Source organism: Roseibium sp. M-1 (genome assembly GCF_054515675.1).
Map to the genome: position 1 here is coordinate 1,425,054 of NZ_CM137257.1, position 16,953 is coordinate 1,442,006.

The 16,953-nt window shown below is 61.3% G+C and carries 16 protein-coding genes; 7 read left to right on the plus strand and 9 right to left on the minus strand.

Annotated features, from left to right (window positions below; all coding sequences use genetic code 11):
• Positions 1-178: 178 nt before the first annotated feature.
• Positions 179-814 (plus strand): LOG family protein, encoded by a 636-nt coding sequence (locus ACX3M4_RS06520; protein WP_459357775.1) that lies wholly within the window; start codon positions 179-181, stop codon positions 812-814.
• Between the two features lie 126 nt (positions 815-940).
• Positions 941-2,194 (plus strand): GGDEF domain-containing response regulator, encoded by a 1,254-nt coding sequence (locus ACX3M4_RS06525; RefSeq protein WP_459357776.1) that lies wholly within the window; start codon positions 941-943, stop codon positions 2,192-2,194.
• Positions 2,195-2,245: 51 nt separating this feature from the next.
• Here the strand turns inward: ACX3M4_RS06525 and rarD are convergent, their stop codons facing one another.
• From rarD to cysS, 6 genes are all read right to left on the minus strand, one after another.
• The gene (gene rarD / locus ACX3M4_RS06530; RefSeq protein ID WP_459357777.1) at positions 2,246-3,157 is read right to left on the minus strand and encodes an EamA family transporter RarD; all 912 of its coding nucleotides are present in this window, start codon (positions 3,155-3,157) and stop codon (positions 2,246-2,248) included.
• Between the two features lie 40 nt (positions 3,158-3,197).
• Positions 3,198-4,793, minus strand: a complete 1,596-nt coding sequence (gene cimA / locus ACX3M4_RS06535; protein ID WP_459357778.1) for a citramalate synthase — start codon at positions 4,791-4,793, stop codon at positions 3,198-3,200.
• A 34-nt stretch (positions 4,794-4,827) separates the two neighbouring features.
• Positions 4,828-5,328 (minus strand): GFA family protein, encoded by a 501-nt coding sequence (locus ACX3M4_RS06540; protein WP_459357779.1) that lies wholly within the window; start codon positions 5,326-5,328, stop codon positions 4,828-4,830.
• Positions 5,329-5,335: 7 nt separating this feature from the next.
• Positions 5,336-5,830 (minus strand): GFA family protein, encoded by a 495-nt coding sequence (locus ACX3M4_RS06545; protein ID WP_459357780.1) that lies wholly within the window; start codon positions 5,828-5,830, stop codon positions 5,336-5,338.
• Positions 5,830-6,198, minus strand: coding sequence for an endonuclease domain-containing protein (locus ACX3M4_RS06550; protein ID WP_459357781.1), 369 nt, complete (start codon positions 6,196-6,198; stop codon positions 5,830-5,832). The genes ACX3M4_RS06545 and ACX3M4_RS06550 overlap by 1 nt, the downstream gene beginning before the upstream one ends.
• Positions 6,199-6,495: 297 nt before the next feature.
• Complete coding sequence (gene cysS, locus ACX3M4_RS06555; RefSeq protein ID WP_459357782.1) at positions 6,496-7,911, minus strand: cysteine--tRNA ligase; 1,416 nt, start codon at positions 7,909-7,911, stop codon at positions 6,496-6,498.
• A gap of 279 nt (positions 7,912-8,190) precedes the next feature.
• On the opposite strand from cysS, the gene ACX3M4_RS06560 reads away from it, so the two are divergent.
• The 3 genes from ACX3M4_RS06560 (at position 8,191) to ACX3M4_RS06570 (ending at position 10,880) form a co-directional block, all read left to right on the plus strand.
• Complete coding sequence (locus ACX3M4_RS06560; protein WP_459357783.1) at positions 8,191-9,867, plus strand: L,D-transpeptidase family protein; 1,677 nt, start codon at positions 8,191-8,193, stop codon at positions 9,865-9,867.
• A gap of 139 nt (positions 9,868-10,006) precedes the next feature.
• Entirely contained in the window at positions 10,007-10,195 is a 189-nt protein-coding gene (locus ACX3M4_RS06565; protein WP_459357784.1) for a sugar transporter, read from the plus strand.
• Positions 10,196-10,538: 343 nt separating this feature from the next.
• On the plus strand, positions 10,539-10,880 hold the full coding sequence (locus ACX3M4_RS06570) for an ArsR/SmtB family transcription factor (protein WP_459357785.1): 342 nt from the start codon (positions 10,539-10,541) through the stop codon (positions 10,878-10,880).
• Between the two features lie 475 nt (positions 10,881-11,355).
• Here ACX3M4_RS06570 and ACX3M4_RS06575 read toward each other — a convergent pair whose 3' ends face one another.
• Both ACX3M4_RS06575 and ACX3M4_RS06580 read right to left on the minus strand, forming a co-directional pair.
• Positions 11,356-11,871 (minus strand): CreA family protein, encoded by a 516-nt coding sequence (locus ACX3M4_RS06575; protein ID WP_459357786.1) that lies wholly within the window; start codon positions 11,869-11,871, stop codon positions 11,356-11,358.
• A gap of 129 nt (positions 11,872-12,000) precedes the next feature.
• The gene (locus ACX3M4_RS06580; RefSeq protein WP_459357787.1) at positions 12,001-13,257 is read right to left on the minus strand and encodes an MBL fold metallo-hydrolase; all 1,257 of its coding nucleotides are present in this window, start codon (positions 13,255-13,257) and stop codon (positions 12,001-12,003) included.
• Between the two features lie 369 nt (positions 13,258-13,626).
• Between ACX3M4_RS06580 and ACX3M4_RS06585 the strand changes: the two genes are divergently transcribed.
• Positions 13,627-14,127 (plus strand): MarR family winged helix-turn-helix transcriptional regulator, encoded by a 501-nt coding sequence (locus ACX3M4_RS06585; protein ID WP_459357788.1) that lies wholly within the window; start codon positions 13,627-13,629, stop codon positions 14,125-14,127.
• Between the two features lie 126 nt (positions 14,128-14,253).
• Positions 14,254-15,594: a DUF2865 domain-containing protein gene (locus ACX3M4_RS06590; RefSeq protein WP_459357789.1), complete on the plus strand. Its 1,341-nt coding sequence runs from the start codon at positions 14,254-14,256 to the stop codon at positions 15,592-15,594.
• On the opposite strand, the gene gltX is transcribed toward ACX3M4_RS06590, so the two are convergent.
• On the minus strand, positions 15,557-16,918 hold the full coding sequence (gene gltX / locus ACX3M4_RS06595) for a glutamate--tRNA ligase (protein WP_459357790.1): 1,362 nt from the start codon (positions 16,916-16,918) through the stop codon (positions 15,557-15,559). The two genes, ACX3M4_RS06590 and gltX, sit on opposite strands and share 38 nt — an antisense overlap.
• Positions 16,919-16,953: the final 35 nt, after the last annotated feature.

Consider the following 16,953-nt stretch of genomic DNA (forward strand, 5'->3'; position numbering starts at 1 on the left):
CACCCTCTGCCAGAGGCGCTCTATCCCTTAGCCGGCTTGCGGACCTTTCCGGTCCTTTTTCTACCGCCAGCTTTCATGCGTTGGCCCCATGCATAGCCGTCTTTTCCAGGCGCGGCAAGAAAACCTGCTTCGGAACCAAGGCCCTTCAAACAGAATGCTTGACCTTGCGCCGATCTGAATGCCACATCTTTGCGTCATGAATACGGTTTCTCAAAATCAGCTTACAAGCGTCTGTGTTTATTGCGGCTCCAGCTTTGGCTCGGACCCCGCACACGAGGCCGCAGCAACGCGATTAGGCCAGCTCATCGCCGAGGACGGCCTGCGCCTTGTCTATGGCGGCGGCTCGGTCGGCCTCATGGGGACGGTCGCAAACTCGGCTCTCGAATCGGGTGGCAAGGTCACGGGAATCATTCCGCGCTTCCTGGAAAAGCGCGAGGTGATGCTGGAGACGCTTCAGGACCTCGTGATCACCGAGGACATGCACGAGCGCAAGCATCTCATGTTCCAGAAATCCGATGCCTTCATTGCGCTGCCGGGCGGCATCGGCACGCTCGAGGAAGCTGTCGAGATGATGACCTGGGCCCAGCTCGGCCAGCACCGCAAACCGGTGGTGCTTGCCAATATAAACGGCTTCTGGTCGCCCTTGCTGGAACTTCTCGACCACATGCGCGCCCAGGGCTACATCCGGCCCGACACCGAAGTTCCCTACCTCGTCGCCCGCAAGGTGGAAGACATCCTGCCGCTGTTGCGCCGGGCAGTTTCCGGTGAGCCGCTGCCTTCCTCTGAGGAATATGCGTCAGTATCCGATCTCTGAAGCTCCGCAGCTCGGAGCGATTGATCCCGCAGGTCCGGTGACTTTGCCGATTTGGCTTTAATCAATTTGAAGTCACTGGAATTGGATAGTACGGTCGGGCCAAAAGCTGCGGGAACAGGCAACTCGATGCAAACTACCCTTCTGGTTGAAGACGCTGCATTTTTCGAAAAGGCGATCGTCAAGAAACTGCATGAAGTCGGCCGTCACCAGATCATGGTCGCGCGCAGCTATGAAGAAGCGGAGAACTGCCTCAACCTGCCCATCGGCGAACCCGACCTTGCCCTTGTCGACCTGACCCTTCCCGATGCGCCCGATGGCGAGATCGTCGATCTGTGCGAGAAGTGGAACATCCCGACCATCGTCTTCACCAGCCGCTTCGATCCCAAGACTCGCGGCAAGATGCTGGCAAAAGGGGTGATTGACTATGTGCTGAAGGATTCCCCGGGCAGCCTCAACTATGTCGCCGACCTCATCCGCAAGCTCGCCCAGAACCCAAAGATCGGCATTCTGATTTTGGACGATTCAGGCGTTGAACGGGACTTAATCTCGCGGATCGTCGCCAAGCATCTCTACAAGGTCTATCAGGCAGGCTCGACCGACGAGGCACTTCAGATGCTGAAGGACCACAAGGACATCAAGCTCGTCCTGGCGGACTATTTCATGCCGGAAAAAGACGGCTTCGCCTTCCTGAAAGCGGTGCGGCGCGTACATGACTCGGAAAAGGTCGGCGTCATCGGCATGTCGTCCTACGCCAATCCGGAGAACCGGGTGCGCTTTCTGAAATACGGTGCCGCGGATTTCGTCGACAAGAACTGCTCGCCGGAAGAGCTGCTGCTGAGGGTGTCGCAGAACCTCGACTACATCTACCGCATCGCGGAACTGAACAACATGGCGATGCGAGATGTGCTGACAAGCCTCTACAACCGCCGTTACCTGTTCGACAAGGCGATCAAATCCATCAGCTCCTGGCCGGTCACCGAAGGGCGTTCGCACTGGCTGGCGCTGCTTGATCTCGATTCCTTCAAGGCCATCAACGATTCGCTCGGTCATGATTTCGGCGACGCCGTGCTGACCAGTTTCGCCCGCCACCTCACCAAGCTTGCCAAGTCCGACGACATCGTCGCGCGCCTGGGCGGTGACGAGTTCTGTATCGTCTTCTGCAACAAGAGCCAGGAGGAGGTCGTGAGTGGCCTCCAGACCCTCCTCGAAACGATTCAGACTTCACCTGTCCGTCATGACGGTGACGAACACCTCATGAGGACGAGCATTGGCGTCGCCTCGATCGAGGCCGGCAAGATCGGTGACGCCTTCAAGGTGGCTGATCACCGGCTTTATGCGGCCAAGCGCAGCGGCCGGGGCCAGTTGGTGGCAGCGGGCTGATCTGCCCGTCTCGGCCCAACCCGCCTATTTCAATCAGCCAGCCCATTTCCATCAGGCTGGCCTCCGGTAACGGCGCCAGCTGTCATAGCTGAAGACCACCAGTGCCCCCCAGATCATCGCAAAGGCCAACAGCTTGGTCTGATCCAGTGGCTCACCCCAGAGATAGACCGCCATCAGGAAATGCATGGACGGGGCGAGATACTGCATCAGCCCGAGCATGAAGAGCGGCAGGCGGCGCGCGGCGGACGAAAAACAGATCAGCGGCAGTGCCGTCACGATGCCGGTCCCGGCAAGCGCCAGCAGCACGGGCAGATCGTTCAGTACCAGGGCATCGATGCCCCAGGTGAGGTTCAGGAGCACATAACCGACGGCGACAGGAAACAGCAGCAGCGTTTCGACGAACAGGCCGGGCGTCGCCTTGACCGGCGTGACCTTGCGCACGTAGCCGTAGCCGGCAAAGGAAAACGCCAGCACCAGCGAGACCCAGGGGAGACCGCCCGCAAGCACTGCCTGAAGCATCACCGCCAGCGCCGCAATTGCAACCGCGATCCCCTGCCCGATGGTCAGCCTTTCATGCAGGACGACCAGGCCGACAACGATGCTCACCAGCGGGTTGATGAAGTAACCGAGCGAGATGTCGAGCACCTGGTTGTTGGCGATCGCCCAGACGAAAACCAGCCAGTTGACCGCAATGAAGCAGGCGGATGCCGTCAGCCCCATCAGCACCGTCGGCTGACGGAAGACCTCGCGCACCTCGCCCCAGCGGCCCCGCAAATACAGAAACAGTCCGACAAAGAGCACCGACCACAGGATCCGGTGCGAGACCACGATGTCCGCCGGTACCGTGTCGGTCAGTTTGTAATAGGCTGGGAAGAAGCCCCACATGCCATAGGCCGCCAGGCCGAAAAGAAGGCCTTGGCGTAGTTCGGCATTCGCCTCGGCGGTCGGCGCCGTCTGCGACATGGTATTGCCTTTCTGGAGCTCAATTGAGTCACGGACCTTGTCAGGCCGCGTTGGCTTTCATGAGCGCAAATGTGATGGAGTCGACCAGGGCCTGGAACGAGGCATCGACGATATTGGAGGAAACCCCGATCGTGAACCAGCGCCGGTGAGTGACCGTGTCGTGGCTCTCGATCAAAACGCGGGTGACCGCGCCGGTACCACCATTGAGGATACGGACCTTATAGTCAATCAGTTCCAGTCCCTCGATAGCGGACTGGTATTTGCCGAGATCCTTCCGGAGCGCCATGTCGAGCGCGTTGACCGGGCCGTTGCCCTCGGCAACCGACATGCGGGTCTCGCCGTCGACATCCACCTTCACCACGGCTTCCGACACGGTGACGAGATCGCCGATGGCATTGAACCGCCGCTCGACCATGACCCTGAAGGAATCGACGACAAAGAAACGCGGCACTTCGCCGAGTTCCCGCCGGGCCAGAAGTTCGAAAGAGGCATCGGCGGCTTCATAGGCATAGCCCTCCGCCTCGCGTTCCTTGACCTTGGCCAGCAACCGGTCGAGACGCGGATCCGCCTTGTCGACTTCGATCCCGACCCGGGCAAGTTCGCCCAGAAGATTGCTCTTGCCTGCCTGGTCCGAGACCAGAACGCGGCGCTGGTTGCCGACGCTTTCCGGGGTTACATGCTCATAGGTCTGCGGATCCTTCAGGATCGCCGAGGCATGGATACCGGCCTTGGTGGCAAAGGCGGTCTCGCCCACATAGGGAGCCTGCCGGTCCGGCGAGCGATTGAGGATCTCGTCAAAGGCATGGGAGATTGCGGTGATGTTCCGCAGCTGCGCATCGCCGACGCCGATTTCGAAGCGGTCGGCAAAGGCGGCTTTCAGCTTCAGTGTCGGGATCAGGGTGATCAGGTTGGCATTGCCGCAGCGCTCGCCAAGACCGTTCAGCGTGCCCTGGATCTGACGCACACCTGCATCGACCGCGGCCAGGGAATTGGCGACCGCGTGACCGGTGTCGTCATGGGTGTGGATACCCAGATGCGTGCCAGGCACCACGTCCTGAACCTTGCTGACGATGTCGTAGATTTCGTCGGGCAGCGTGCCGCCATTGGTGTCGCACAGCACGATCCAGCGGGCGCCGGCGTGATAGGCCGTGCGGGCGCAATCGAGCGCATAGTCAGGATTGGCCTTGAAGCCGTCAAAGAAATGCTCGCAATCGATCATCGCCTCCTTGCCGGCGGCAATGGCGGCGGTGACCGTCTCGTAGATCGAATCCAGGTTTTCCTCGTTGCTGCAGCCGAGTGCGACGCGCACATGGTAGTCCCAGGCCTTGGCGACGAAGCAGCAAGCATCGGCGCTTGACGCCAGCACCTCCTGCAGACCCGGGTCGTTGGCGGCCGATCGTCCCGCCCGCTTGGTCATGCCGAAGGCGGTAAAGGTCGCCTTTTGCGTGCGTTTCTCGCGGAAGAAGCCCGTGTCTGTCGGATTTGCACCCGGATAGCCGCCCTCGACATAATCGACGCCAAGCCGTTCCAGCAATTCGGCAACGACAATCTTCTCGTTCATCGAGAAGTCGACCCCGCTGGTCTGGGCGCCGTCGCGCAGGGTCGTGTCGAAGAGGTAAAGACGTTCCTTGGTCATGTGCGTATCCTGCGTCGCCCTCAGGCCACGTTTGTCATGTGTCTTTTGCGCCGGGCTGGACCGGCGGCCATGTGTCCGTGTCGTGGTCCGGGTGCTGGAATGACACGAGCGTCGCCAGGAAAGGCGCCGCCTCCATGTCGTCCTCGGTCACCCGTTCTGGAATTGCCGCCATCCGGTCCGTATAGGGCAGCTTTGCCTCGACGCCGAACTGGATGCCTGGCGGGGCAATCTTTGGATCGTCGAAAGCGCCGATCGCCAGCGCAATCCCGTCCGGCGCCTCATAGGTCAGCGGCGTGCCGCAGTCGGCACAAAAGCCGCGCGCGGCATGGTTCGAACTCTGGAAATGCTTCAGCCGTCCGCGTGTCCAGGTGAGCCTGGCGGCATCGGGCACGCTGACGAGCGGTGCATAGAAGCTGCCAAAGGCCTTCTGGCACATGCGGCAATGACAGATCGAGGCTTCACCTAGAGATCCCTCGACCCGAAACCGCACTGCACCGCACTGGCAGCCGCCGGTATGAATGACATTCGCACTCATGCGTCCCTCACCTGTCATTCGCCGGCCAATGATCCGTCTCGTGATCCGGATGCTGGCGGTTGGTTGACGCGACATCATCGATACCGCCGGGCAGATCATCCCGGTTGGACCGTGTTTCTGAAAGCCCGAACAGCCCGGCGAAGAACGGCACACGCCCCTCGACCCCGGATTGCTCGACCGGCGTCACCGCCGCCACATCGTCGAGGCTTCCATGAGTGATCGCGATATGGTCGCTTCCGACGGTGTCGAATGCCAACGGCGTTCCGCATTGGCTGCAGAAACCCCGGCGGACGGGTTCGGAAGAATGGAACCAGTTCGGCTCGCCTCGGGTCCACTCGAACTCGGACCTTGCTGCCCCGAAGAGCGGCAGAAAGAAATTTCCAGACGCCTTCTGGCACATGCGGCAATGGCACAGATGCGGGTAGAGCGCTTTTCCACGCACCCGATACCTCACGGCCCCGCACTGGCAGCCACCTGTGAGAAGTTGCGCCTTGTCGCTCATCAGCACTGCTCCCTGCCGCAAGCGTCCAGGATTTGTCGGCAGACCACATCGAGGTCTTCCTGGATCGCCGAATTCCAGACGCGCAGGACGGTCCAGCCCTGAGACTTCAGAAATCTGTCTCGCTCATGGTCCATTGCGAGACCCGGTGCCTCGCCGTGTTGCGAGCCGTCCAGTTCGACGACCAACCGATGTTCTGGCGCCGCGAAATCGACGATGTATCCTTCAATTGGCATCTGCCGACGGAAGGAAATACCTTCCAGTCTGTGTGCGCGGATAACTTGCCAGTGTTTTTTCTCCGGCGCGGTCATGCCGGAGCGCAGGCGCTTGGCGTTTGACCTCAGTCGTTTAGATACCGTCTGATGTGGCATAAATCGCGCTCCTTTCCGGAACCGATACTCTGCATATGACGGGAAGGCTGCATACCCCCCCTCTGTCCCCTGCGGGGACATCTCCCCCGCAAGGGGGGAGAATGGTGCAGGTGGCGCGGTCTGGCTCACCAGCTTCCGTTGCAGCCAATCGGGCGGAATTCAGCTGAGAGCGCCGCAGCTGCCTCGCGTTGCGACTGCAAAAAGGCGCATCCACATACTCCCCTCTCCCCCCTTGCGGGGGAGATGTCCGCGTGAGCGGACAGAGGGGGGTAACCAGCCTCTCCGCCGGGCACGGTCTCACCGCTTGACCTCCCATGTCGTCACGCGTTCGCCGGTTGCCGAGTCTTTTGAATCCTTTAGGAGGATTCCCTGAGACGTCAGGTCATTGCGGATCGCGTCGGCCTCGGCCCAGTTCTTGGCGTCGAGCGCCTCCAGGCGGCGGGCGATGGCCGTCAGGATGCCCGGCTCGTCGATGCCGGAAAGATCCGCCTTGACCGGATGTACGCCCATAAGGGCCGCGGAAGCGGAATAGACGTCCAGCTTGGCCGGATCCTTGGCGGCCTCGACGGCCAGGCCATGCAGCACCTGGATGGCCGCGGACGTGTTCAGGTCGTCCAGAAGCGCGTCGAGGACGTCCTTCGATGGTGAAGCATCGGTTTCAACCGGGTCCGGCCAGCGGGCAAGCAGGTTCTCCGCCTCTTCCAGCTTGCGCCGGGAGAAGTCGATGGGCTCGCGGTAGTTGGTCATCAGCATGGCAAGGCGCAGCACCTCGCCCGGCCACCTGCGGTCGCCGAAACTCTCCGTCTCCAGGAGTTCCTGGATGGTGAAGAAGTTGCCCTCCGACTTGGACATCTTGCGGCCTTCCACCTGAAGGAAGCCGTTGTGCATCCAGTAATTGGCCATGACGCTGGTGCCGTGGGCGCAACGCGACTGGGCGATCTCGTTTTCATGGTGCGGGAAGATCAAGTCCAGCCCGCCGCCGTGAATGTCGAAAACCTTGCCGAGGTGAAACGCACTCATGACAGAGCATTCGATGTGCCAGCCGGGCCGCCCGCGGCCCCAGGGGCTGTCCCAACCGGGTTCGTCGTCCGAGGAAAGCTTCCAGAGCACGAAGTCACCCGGGCTCTTCTTGTGAGCTTCCACCGCGATGCGGGCACCAGCAAGCTGCTCGTCCAGCTTGCGCTTGGACAGCCCGCCATAGTCCGGCATCGACTGGGTGTCGAACAGCACCTCGCCGCCCGCCTGATAGGCATGACCCTTGTCGATCAGCGCCGCGATCATCTGCACCATGCCCTCGATATGCTGGGTTGCCCGCGGCTCGAACGACGGCTCCAACACGCCAAGTGCCTTGATGTCCTTGTGATACTGATCGGCGGTCTTTTGCGTCACCAGCGCAATCGCATCGTTCAAGGGCATATCCGGATGATCCCGCAGGGCGCGGGCGTTGATCTTGTCGTCGACGTCGGTGATGTTGCGCACATAGGTGACGTGGTCCGCGCCATAGAGCTGGCGCAGCAGACGGAAGAGCACGTCGAAGACGATTGCCGGACGGGCGTTGCCGATATGGGCAAAGTCGTAAACGGTCGGTCCGCAGACATAGAGACGCACATTGCCATCATCGATCGGCCGGAAGTCTTCCTTCTGACGTGTCAATGTGTTGGTGAGCTTCAAGCCCTTGAAAGTGCCGGATGTCTCTGTCTCAGCGGCGCTCATGTCAAACGGTCTCCTGGCCGGCTGGCCGGGCGGTCCGTCTCAGAGGAATTTTTGCCAAGAGGGAACGGCCACAGCCAGCGGTGTCGCTAGCTGCAAATAATGGTGATGGAAATGATGTTCCGTGTGGCCGTCATCATGGCGAGCTTTATGGACCGGAAAACGGAACCTGGTCAAGGCAGCAATTGCCGTGAAAACGCCTAAAGCCGCGCTCTGTGGCGTTGGCGCCTCACAGGAAACCCTCTAGACTTCGCCTGTTGGGAATCAGAGGGGGAATTTCCGATGGAATGCATCCGGACCGGGCGGAATAGAAGTGCGGGAATTCTTCTGGCGCTGGTGCTGGCCGCGCCGCTGCCGTTCGCTCTCGCCACAACACCCGTCAACGCCCAGGTCCAGACACCGGCCGCCGGCGAGACCCAGGTCGTTCCGCCACCCGTCTTCAAGGACCCCGAAACGCCGATCGCGCAGGCCATCCAGGCCGAGATGACACCGGACCTTGCCGATGGCCTCTTGCTTTATTACGGCGAGCGCGCCTTCGCCCCCATCTGGTTCACCGAAGCCGGACTTACCGAAGATGCCCATCTGGTCATTGCCGCCATGGCCGCTGCAAACGATCATGCGCTCAATCCCAACAATTACGATCCGCTCGGGCTCCTGCAGAAGTCGGAGACAGCCGCGAGCGAACAGGACTGGGCCCGCTTCGACATCGACCTCTCGGTCCAGTTCCTGCGCTATGCGACGCATCTCTCCTCCGGCCGCGTCCAGCCCAACAAGATCAACAAGGCGCTCAACCTCTTCCCCGACCGGCCGGAACCGAAGATCCTCCTCGAAAATGCCGAGCAGGCGGTCGATTTCAGTGCATTTCTGGAAAGCCTCGCGCCGCAGTCGGATAATTATGCCCGGCTAAAGCGGCGCCTGGCCCAGTTTCGGGAAAAGGCGGCCCAGGGCGGTTTCACCACGGTTCCCGAGGGAGAAGTCCTGAAACCCGGCATGAGCGATCCGCGGATCGCAACGCTGAAGCTGCGGCTGATGGAGGAGGACATTCCCGGTGCCGAGGCGCATACGGGCGAGACCTATGACGGCGCGCTTGTCGAAGCCGTGAAGGTCTTTCAGGAATATCACGGGCTCGATCCGGACGGAGTCATCGGCAACGCGACGCTCGCCCAGCTCAACATGCCCATCAACGACAAACTCATCCAGATGGAGCTCAACATGGAGCGCCGCCGCTGGATGCCGGACGATCTCGGCGCGTTCTACGTCTTCGTCAACCTCGCCGACCAGAACCTGAAGGTGGTTCGGAATGGCAAGACGATCCACACCACGAGAGTTGTCGTCGGCAAGCCCTATCACGCAACACCCGTCTTTTCCGACACGCTGGAATATGTGGAGATCAATCCCTTCTGGAACGTGCCCTACTCCATCGCCACGAAGGAGTATCTGCCGAAGCTGAAGCAGAATTCCGCGGCGCTCAGCGGCAAGAACATCCGCGTCTTCCAGGATGGCAGCGAGATCGCGCCGACGCAGATTGCCTGGAACAGCTATTCCGGCGGCAATTTCCCCTTCCGCTTGCGTCAGGACCCGGGCGACGACAACGCCCTCGGCCGCATCAAGTTCATGTTCCCCAACCAGTTCAACATCTACATCCACGACACGCCGTCGAAATCCCTCTTCTCAAGGTCGGAGCGCGCCTTCAGCCACGGCTGCATCCGGGTCTCCGATCCGTTCGGTCTTGCGGATGTGCTCCTGGCCGACAACAACGCCGCGCCGGGTCACTGGGAAGCAATCCGTGACAGCCGCGAACGCACCGTCGTCAAACCGGCCACCGGGGTCGAAGTCCACCTCACTTACCTCACCGCATGGATGAACAAGGATGGCTCGACTCATTTCAGAAAAGACATCTACGGGCGCGACAAGGTGCTGCTCGATGCCCTGCGCGCGGCGATGACGGAAAACCTTTGAACGCTTAACCATCTGAAAACAAAAAACAATCAACCCGTTTACTTATCTGAACGGTAGCTGAATGCCGTCCTCAGGATGGGTTCAAGCGGCAGCACCTATTCTCCAGTTCATCGAAACGGATTGCCTTCTGGAGAATAAAATGTTGAACCGCATCTTCGTCCTTCTGTTCCTCGGCCTGCTGCTTGGCGGCCCGTTTGCCGCTATCGTGGCCATCACCGACGGCACCAAGGCGTTTGGCCAGGAAGCGCAGCAGAAAGGCATGTGCCTGACGACCGGTACGGGCTGCGGCAACGGAAACATCATCGTCACTGTCGCCGGCCGGATCTGATGCCAACGAAAGCTGCTTGAGACCCGATGCCTGTTCCGTTTCGATTGTCCCAAAAACTGACCAGCTGGCCCACGCAGCCAGGCATCCAATCCAGCAGCCGCTCGAACAGGACCTCATTGTCCTTCTTTCCAACCGGCACCCATCCAGCAGCCCGATCGAAACGCTCCGCTCTCGTGCCCGGGTCTGTCGACAGCCAGGCACGCCGGTGGCCGGCAGACTTCAAGCCCCGGCACACCTCGGCAAGATTGGATTTCTTAACTCGGACCTGCTCAAATAAGGGGTGGACGAGCCCTTCAAAGTGAGAGAGCTTGCAGTTTCCCCCGTTGTTTGGCAAGGTTGTCCGATGGACTATAAGGCACTTGAAGATAAAGCAGAATCCGCGGCGGACTTCCTGAAGATGATGGCATCCGCGCCGCGCCTGCTGCTCATGTGCCTTGTGCTTGAGGAAGAACGCTGCGTCAGCGAGCTTGCCGACAAGACCGGCATGCGCATGCCGACCGTCTCCCAGCAACTGGCGCTGTTGCGCGCGCAGGGCCTCGTGAGCACGCGCCGCGAAGGCACCACTATCTACTACCGGCTTGCCAGCGAACCGGTCAAAGACATCATGGCGATGCTCTACAAGCACTTCTGCGCCGGATCGGATCTTCCGGTCGCACGGCATCTGGAAACGCTGGAAGCCGAGTAACCGCTCCCTCACCTTTCCCTAACCCATCTTCCTAACGTGTCATTGTCTTATCGACCGGCATGCGTCTGACTTTCGGGCCGGTCAGCCGACATTCTCTGCGTCATATCGCATGGCGCCGGCGAGGTTGCCTTCCCTATCCTGAAAGAAACCCAGATCGCCTGCATCGTCGATGCGGAAGGCCGCATTATGCCCCCGACGTGAAGAAGGTCATCGCCTTCGGGAGAACGCAATCCTCTTGTGAAAATGTGGCTGTATGGAGCAAGCGGCCCATCCTTCGAGACGGCCTTACGGCCTCCTCAGGATGAGGATGAGCTGATCGACGTGCTGAAGCGCTCACACGGTCATCCCTCATCCTGAGGAAGCGCGGAGCGCTGTCTCGAAGGATAGGCCGCTTGCCCCCAAGGCCACCCGTCACAACCGTTCGCGTGGGCCTTTCCTCAGGCCAGGCCAGAACAAGCAGGAGCCCTTTCCGGCATCAATCCTTGACGAAATCGCCGCATTTTGGTGGCATCTGGTCGCCCCAGGGCATCAGCGGCACCGTAGATGTGGAGTTCTTCGGGCTGCCTTCGATGATCTTGTCGGAATAGACCAGGTAGACCAGCACGTTGCGCTTGGCGTCGCAGCCACGCACGATGCGCATCTTCTTGAACATGAAGGAGCGGCGCTGGCGGAACATTTCCTCGCCCTGCTCGAAATTCTCCTTGATGGTGACCGGGCCGACCTGGCGGCAGGCAAGCGAAATGTCGGAGACTTCCTCAGCAACGCCGAGCCAGCCGGACACACCGCCCTTTTCCGGCACGGTGAAATGGCAGGCCACACCTTCGACGATCGGATCGTCGATGGCGTAGGTCGCAAGCTTGTGGTCGGGGGTCAGGAATTTCCAGACAGTCGATTTCTTGAAGATCAGGTCGGGCTCTTCCGCGCCGAATGCCGCGCCTGCGCCGAAGACGGCAAGGGAAAGGCCAACAGCGGCGGCGGTCAGAAAACGCATGTGAATCCTCCGGGTCCTGGACGACCCACATGTAGGGATCGCTCATTGCGGGTCAAGCATTGCCCAAGACAAAGCGCGCGCCCGAAGGCGCGCGCGATCCCTGCCCTGACTTGAATTTGCCTGGAAGCGTCAGCGCGCTTCCTCAAGGATCTTTTCAGACTTTGCGTCCTCATCCTTCGCCTCGGCCGAAGCTTCGTCCTCGTCTTCCAGAATATCCTCGGCGGAGAGATCGAGTGCGTCCTCGTCTTCCTCGCCGGCGGCATCAAGCACCAGAGACGCCGCGAATTCGCTGTCCGACACCAGGTCGGGCGTTTCGGACGCGCCGGTGTCTGCGTCCCCGATCACCTCTGCAGATTCCGACGTGGTGTCTTCGAGAACGGGAGCTTCGACGATTTCCTCTGCCGACTCTTCATCAACAGTCTCAGCGGTAGGCGTTGCTCCGGTCAAAGCGTCGTAAAGATCGGCAATCCGCTCTTCCGTCCAGACCTGCGGCTGGTCGAGACCGAGCGCCTCGTCATAGGCCCGGGCAACGGAAACCGGCAGCTGGAAATCAAAATCCGCTTTCGCGCCGTAGTGCGGAGCCAATGCGTCATGCACGGTCTGGAACGTGTCCTTGAGGCCAAGGCTCTGCTCGACGCAGGCGGCAGCCGCATCGCGCAGGGTGATGACGAAGTCGCGCGTGGTCTCCACGGCTTCAGCCACGGCCTGAACGCCGATTGCAGCCTTGCCGCGGCCGGGGACAAGCGCGGTCGGCCGGAAGGCCGTGATGCGGTCAAGCGCCCGCGGCCAGTCGGCCAGATGCGCATCGCCGCAATAGGGAATGGCAGACTTCTGCACCAGGTCGCCGGCAAAGATCACGCCGTTCTGCGGCACCCAGACGACCAGATCGCCCATGGTGTGGGCGCGGCCCAGATGCATCAGACGCACTTCGATGCCGCCAAGATCGATGGACATGGAAGACGCAATCGTCATGGTCGGTGCGACGACACCCGCATTTGCCGCCAGACCGGAAAAGAGCTCCGGATCCCGGCTGCGCGCCACGCGGATCTCTTCCGCGCCGCGGGTCTCCATCATCCGGCGGGTCAGGTCGGAGGCAATCACCTCGCCCGGCTCGAACACAGAGGTGCCGAGCGAATTGTCGGCATGGAAATGGGTCAGCACAACGGACTTGACCGGCTTGTCCGTCCGCTCGCGGATCTTTTCAAGCACCTTTTGCGCCAGCGCCGGTGTCGCCTGACCGTCCACGACCAGAACACCGCGTTCGCCGATCACGACGCCCGTGTTGGTGCAGCCATCGGCGCTGAAGGCGTAGCATCCGCGGCCGAGTTCCTCGAACCGTTCGTTCGCTCCCGGGACGGCTTTGGACCCGTTCGTCATCTCTACCATTGCGGTCTCGCTTTCCTGCCAGCTGCCTGACGGCCTGTTCCAATCAGCACGTCTCTTTGCGTGCTTTTTCCTGTTGACTGCAGCGTCTCAGCTTCAGGGTCTGATTCGCAATTTTTCACCTGTGAAATCCTTAACTATTCCCTGCTTATCAACAGATAGATCCGTCAATTCGCCACTCTTCGACTGCACCAGACCAAGCTCTCCGCAATGCTTGCTTTCGCGACTGTCAATTTTTGCCCTGTGACCGGGTTGTGTTTCGCCCGATCTTCGGTTGGATATACTTGCTAGTCGCAGAAAATGGCCGGATCACGGCAGCATTCTTCTGCCCCTTCAACAGGCTTAACGATACTGAAAAGACGGCGGGACCACATGTCCAAGGACAAGGAACACCAGGCACGGCAAAGCGCAGCTCCATCGGCGGCACGGCCTGTCCTGCGACTGAGCGGCTTCTTGCCCTACCGGCTCAATCACCTGGCGGAGACGGTCAGCCGGTCTTTCTCGAAGATCTATGCCGAGAAGTATGGCATCGGCATTCCCGAATGGCGTGTGATTGCGACACTCGGCGAATATGAGGCGATGACAGCCCGTGACATCAGCCAGGCAACGTCGATGCACAAGACCAAGGTCAGCCGAGCCGTCGCGGCGCTGGAGCAGTTGAACATGGTGCAGCGCGTCCGCAATCCGGACGACCAGCGTGAACAGGTGCTCCGGCTAAGCGCCGAAGGTGAAGCCGTCTATGCGGACATCGTCCCGCAGGCACTTGCCTATTCGGCACGGCTGGAAGCGGCACTGACGGCCGAACAAAGGTCGCTCCTGACCGACCTTTTCGACCGCCTGCACAGAGCCGCCGAGACCAGCGAAACCGGCTGAAACCCGCCCGTCCAAAAGCCAGCGGCATTAACCTAACGTCAGAGCTTTCGTTGCTATTCATAGGTGCAACAGCGATACTGACCCCAGGAGCCGGACGGCGTGGGGAAACGCTGTAGGGGACGGGTAATGAGACTATGCTGGCCTGCCAAGACCGGATTTCTGGTGCGCGCATTTGCGTTTGGCGCCGGGCTGGCCCTGTGCGCAGATGCCGCCGGCGCTGCCAGCTGCTCCAGCCTCAAATCGGAACTCAGCCGTCTTGAAAGCGGGTCATCCGCAAAGTCTCCGGCCGCTCAGAAATGGAGCACGGCAAAATCCGCACAGCAGAAGGCGATTACCGCGGCAGAGCGGGACGCCAGCTATTTCGGCTGCGCCACCTCCGGCAGCGACAAGTGCACCGGCCTCAATTCCAAGATCAAGCGCATGAAGGCAAATCTTGCCGCCATTGAGCGCCAGCTTTCAAAGGCAGGCGGCGGTTCTTCGGGCAATGCAAAGCGCGCACGGCAGGTGCGGGCCGCGCTTGCCAGGCAGAATTGCGATGCGCCGCCTCCCACCCGCGAGGCAGCCGCGGACGACAAGCCACGTTCCCTGCTGGCGCGCCTCTTCAATCCGCAGCAGCCCCAGGCAGAGCCGGTTTCCGCAACGACCGGCGACAGGGAAATTGCTGCTGTACGGCGGCAGACCAGAAGCGCCTCTAATCAGCGCCGGTTGCCGTCCGGCGGCACCTTCCGGACCCTGTGCGTGCGCACCTGCGACGGCTATTTCTTCCCGGTCAGCTATACCGCGGGCAAGGACCAGTTCGCCTATGACGCTTCCCGCTGTTCGGAGATCTGTCCGGCAGCCGAGACGCATCTTTACGTCTACCGCAACCCGGGCGGGGACCAAACGCAAATGATGTCGCTTGCCGGCGACCTTTATGCGGAGCAACCCTTCGCCTACCGCTACAAGAGCGAATATGTGGAAGGCTGCAGCTGCCGCGCGACCCGCCAGTCAAAACTGCAATCTGCCTGGACGGAGATCGGCACGGGTGCTGGCAGCAAGGTCTTTTTCTCGGATATCAGTTCCGGCCTGCCTCGGCGCTCACTGACCCCGAGCCGTGGCGGCACCTTCGAAGACAAAGCCGACCTGCCTTCGCCGCTGGCGCGCACGCCGCTGACACGGGCGCAATTGCCGCGCTACGACGATCCGGACACGCTCCTGAACCTGGAAAAAGGCTTCGACGTCACGAAGGGGCTGGACCTTGCGGCTGTCCGCCACGACCCCGCTCCCGATGCGACTGCGGAAGGCAGGGAACTGCGCGACGGCCTTCCGGTGCTGTCGATCCAGTCCCGCCCCATCGGCGACGACGACGGCGAGGAAGTCGCCGCCTTCGCGCCGGTGTTCAAGTCGGACGATGACGGCCTTGAGCCCGCAGGCGAGCGCAAGGGCTCCGTCAGGGTAGTCGGTCCAGAATATTTTGTCGCCCAATAAGGGGCAGCATCGCCTTCATGTCCGGGCCGTGATCCATGCCGGTCAGCACCCGACGCAGCGGCATGAAAAGCCCCCGGCCCTTGCGGCCCGTCGCATCTTTCAGCGCTGACGTCCAGGCGCCCCAGCTCTCCTCGGTGATCTCGCCCTCGGGAAGGAAATCCTTGGCCTTCGAGACGAAATCCGCATCTTCCGCGTCGACCCGGGCCGTCACCGGCCCGACCACGACCTGCCAGTAGCCGCTGGCATCGGCGACGGTCTCGCAATTGCCGCGCACGGTTTCCCAGAAGGCGGCGCTCGGCCGGATGCCGAGGTTCAGGAGCCGGTCTTCGACTGCTTCGAAGGGCAGCTCATGCACCAGCCGCGCATTGAGGCTCTTCAGCTCTTCCGGATCGAACTTGGCAGAAGACCGGGAGACGCTGGTCAGGTCGAACTTTTCAATCAAGGCATCCATCGTTGCCACCGGCTCCACCGCCTGGCTGGTGCCGGTCAGAACGGCGAGCGAGGCAACGGCCATCGGCTCCAGACCTGCCTCGCGCAGCGAGCCGATGGATAGCGCGCCCTTGCGCTTGGAAAGCCCCTCGCCGTCGATGGTCGTCAGCAGATTGTGGTGACCGAAGACCGGCGGCTTTGCACCCATTGCCTCGAAGATCGCGATCTGGACGCCGGTGTTGGAGACGTGGTCCTCGCCGCGAATGATGTGGCTCACATCCATGTCGATGTCATCGACGATCGAGGTGAAGGTATAGAGGTATGACCCGTCCGCACGCACGAGCACCGGGTCGGACATGGAGGCAAGGTCGATGGTCTGGTCGCCCCGGCAAAGATCGTTCCAGGCGACGTCTGTGCGCCGGGTCTCGAACGGATCGCCATCATGGTTCGGCAGGACGAAGCGCCAGTGCGGCTTGCGTCCCTCGGCCTCGAACGCGGCCCGTTCCTCGTCCGTCTGCTTCAGGCCGGCCCGATCGTAGACCGGCGGACGGCCAAGCGCGCGCTGACGCGAGCGGCGGCGTTCCAGTTCGTCCGGCGTCTCGTAGCACGGGTAAAGCAGCCCCGCGTCCTTCAGCTTCTGCGCGGCAGCGTCATAGCGCTCGATCCGGTCGGACTGGCGTTCGATCCGGTCCGGATCGATGCCGATCCAGCGCAGGTCGTTTTCGATCGAGTCGGCATATTCCTGTTTCGAACGCACGAGATCCGTGTCGTCGAAGCGCAGGATAAAGCGGCCGCCCTCTTTCCTGGTAAAAAGCCAGTTATAGAGAGCCGGGCGGATGTTGCCGATGTGAATGTGGCCGGTCGGCGACGGCGCGAAGCGTACAGTGACAGTCATGGCGATGAGGTAGCGCGAGCGCGTGTTGCCAGCAA

What these genes read in the sequence shown, in the direction of transcription:
- ACX3M4_RS06520 (WP_459357775.1), top strand. Translation starts at nt 179, where the DNA reads ATGCCACATCTTTGCGTCATGAATACGGTTTCTCAAAATCAGCTTACA.
- ACX3M4_RS06525 (WP_459357776.1), top strand. Translation starts at nt 941, where the DNA reads ATGCAAACTACCCTTCTGGTTGAAGACGCTGCATTTTTCGAAAAGGCG.
- rarD (WP_459357777.1), bottom strand. Translation starts at nt 3,157, where the DNA reads ATGTCGCAGACGGCGCCGACCGCCGAGGCGAATGCCGAACTACGCCAA.
- cimA (WP_459357778.1), bottom strand. Translation starts at nt 4,793, where the DNA reads ATGACCAAGGAACGTCTTTACCTCTTCGACACGACCCTGCGCGACGGC.
- ACX3M4_RS06540 (WP_459357779.1), bottom strand. Translation starts at nt 5,328, where the DNA reads ATGAGTGCGAATGTCATTCATACCGGCGGCTGCCAGTGCGGTGCAGTG.
- ACX3M4_RS06545 (WP_459357780.1), bottom strand. Translation starts at nt 5,830, where the DNA reads ATGAGCGACAAGGCGCAACTTCTCACAGGTGGCTGCCAGTGCGGGGCC.
- ACX3M4_RS06550 (WP_459357781.1), bottom strand. Translation starts at nt 6,198, where the DNA reads ATGCCACATCAGACGGTATCTAAACGACTGAGGTCAAACGCCAAGCGC.
- cysS (WP_459357782.1), bottom strand. Translation starts at nt 7,911, where the DNA reads ATGAGCGCCGCTGAGACAGAGACATCCGGCACTTTCAAGGGCTTGAAG.
- ACX3M4_RS06560 (WP_459357783.1), top strand. Translation starts at nt 8,191, where the DNA reads ATGGAATGCATCCGGACCGGGCGGAATAGAAGTGCGGGAATTCTTCTG.
- ACX3M4_RS06565 (WP_459357784.1), top strand. Translation starts at nt 10,007, where the DNA reads ATGTTGAACCGCATCTTCGTCCTTCTGTTCCTCGGCCTGCTGCTTGGC.
- ACX3M4_RS06570 (WP_459357785.1), top strand. Translation starts at nt 10,539, where the DNA reads ATGGACTATAAGGCACTTGAAGATAAAGCAGAATCCGCGGCGGACTTC.
- ACX3M4_RS06575 (WP_459357786.1), bottom strand. Translation starts at nt 11,871, where the DNA reads ATGCGTTTTCTGACCGCCGCCGCTGTTGGCCTTTCCCTTGCCGTCTTC.
- ACX3M4_RS06580 (WP_459357787.1), bottom strand. Translation starts at nt 13,257, where the DNA reads ATGGTAGAGATGACGAACGGGTCCAAAGCCGTCCCGGGAGCGAACGAA.
- ACX3M4_RS06585 (WP_459357788.1), top strand. Translation starts at nt 13,627, where the DNA reads ATGTCCAAGGACAAGGAACACCAGGCACGGCAAAGCGCAGCTCCATCG.
- ACX3M4_RS06590 (WP_459357789.1), top strand. Translation starts at nt 14,254, where the DNA reads ATGAGACTATGCTGGCCTGCCAAGACCGGATTTCTGGTGCGCGCATTT.
- gltX (WP_459357790.1), bottom strand. Translation starts at nt 16,918, where the DNA reads ATGACTGTCACTGTACGCTTCGCGCCGTCGCCGACCGGCCACATTCAC.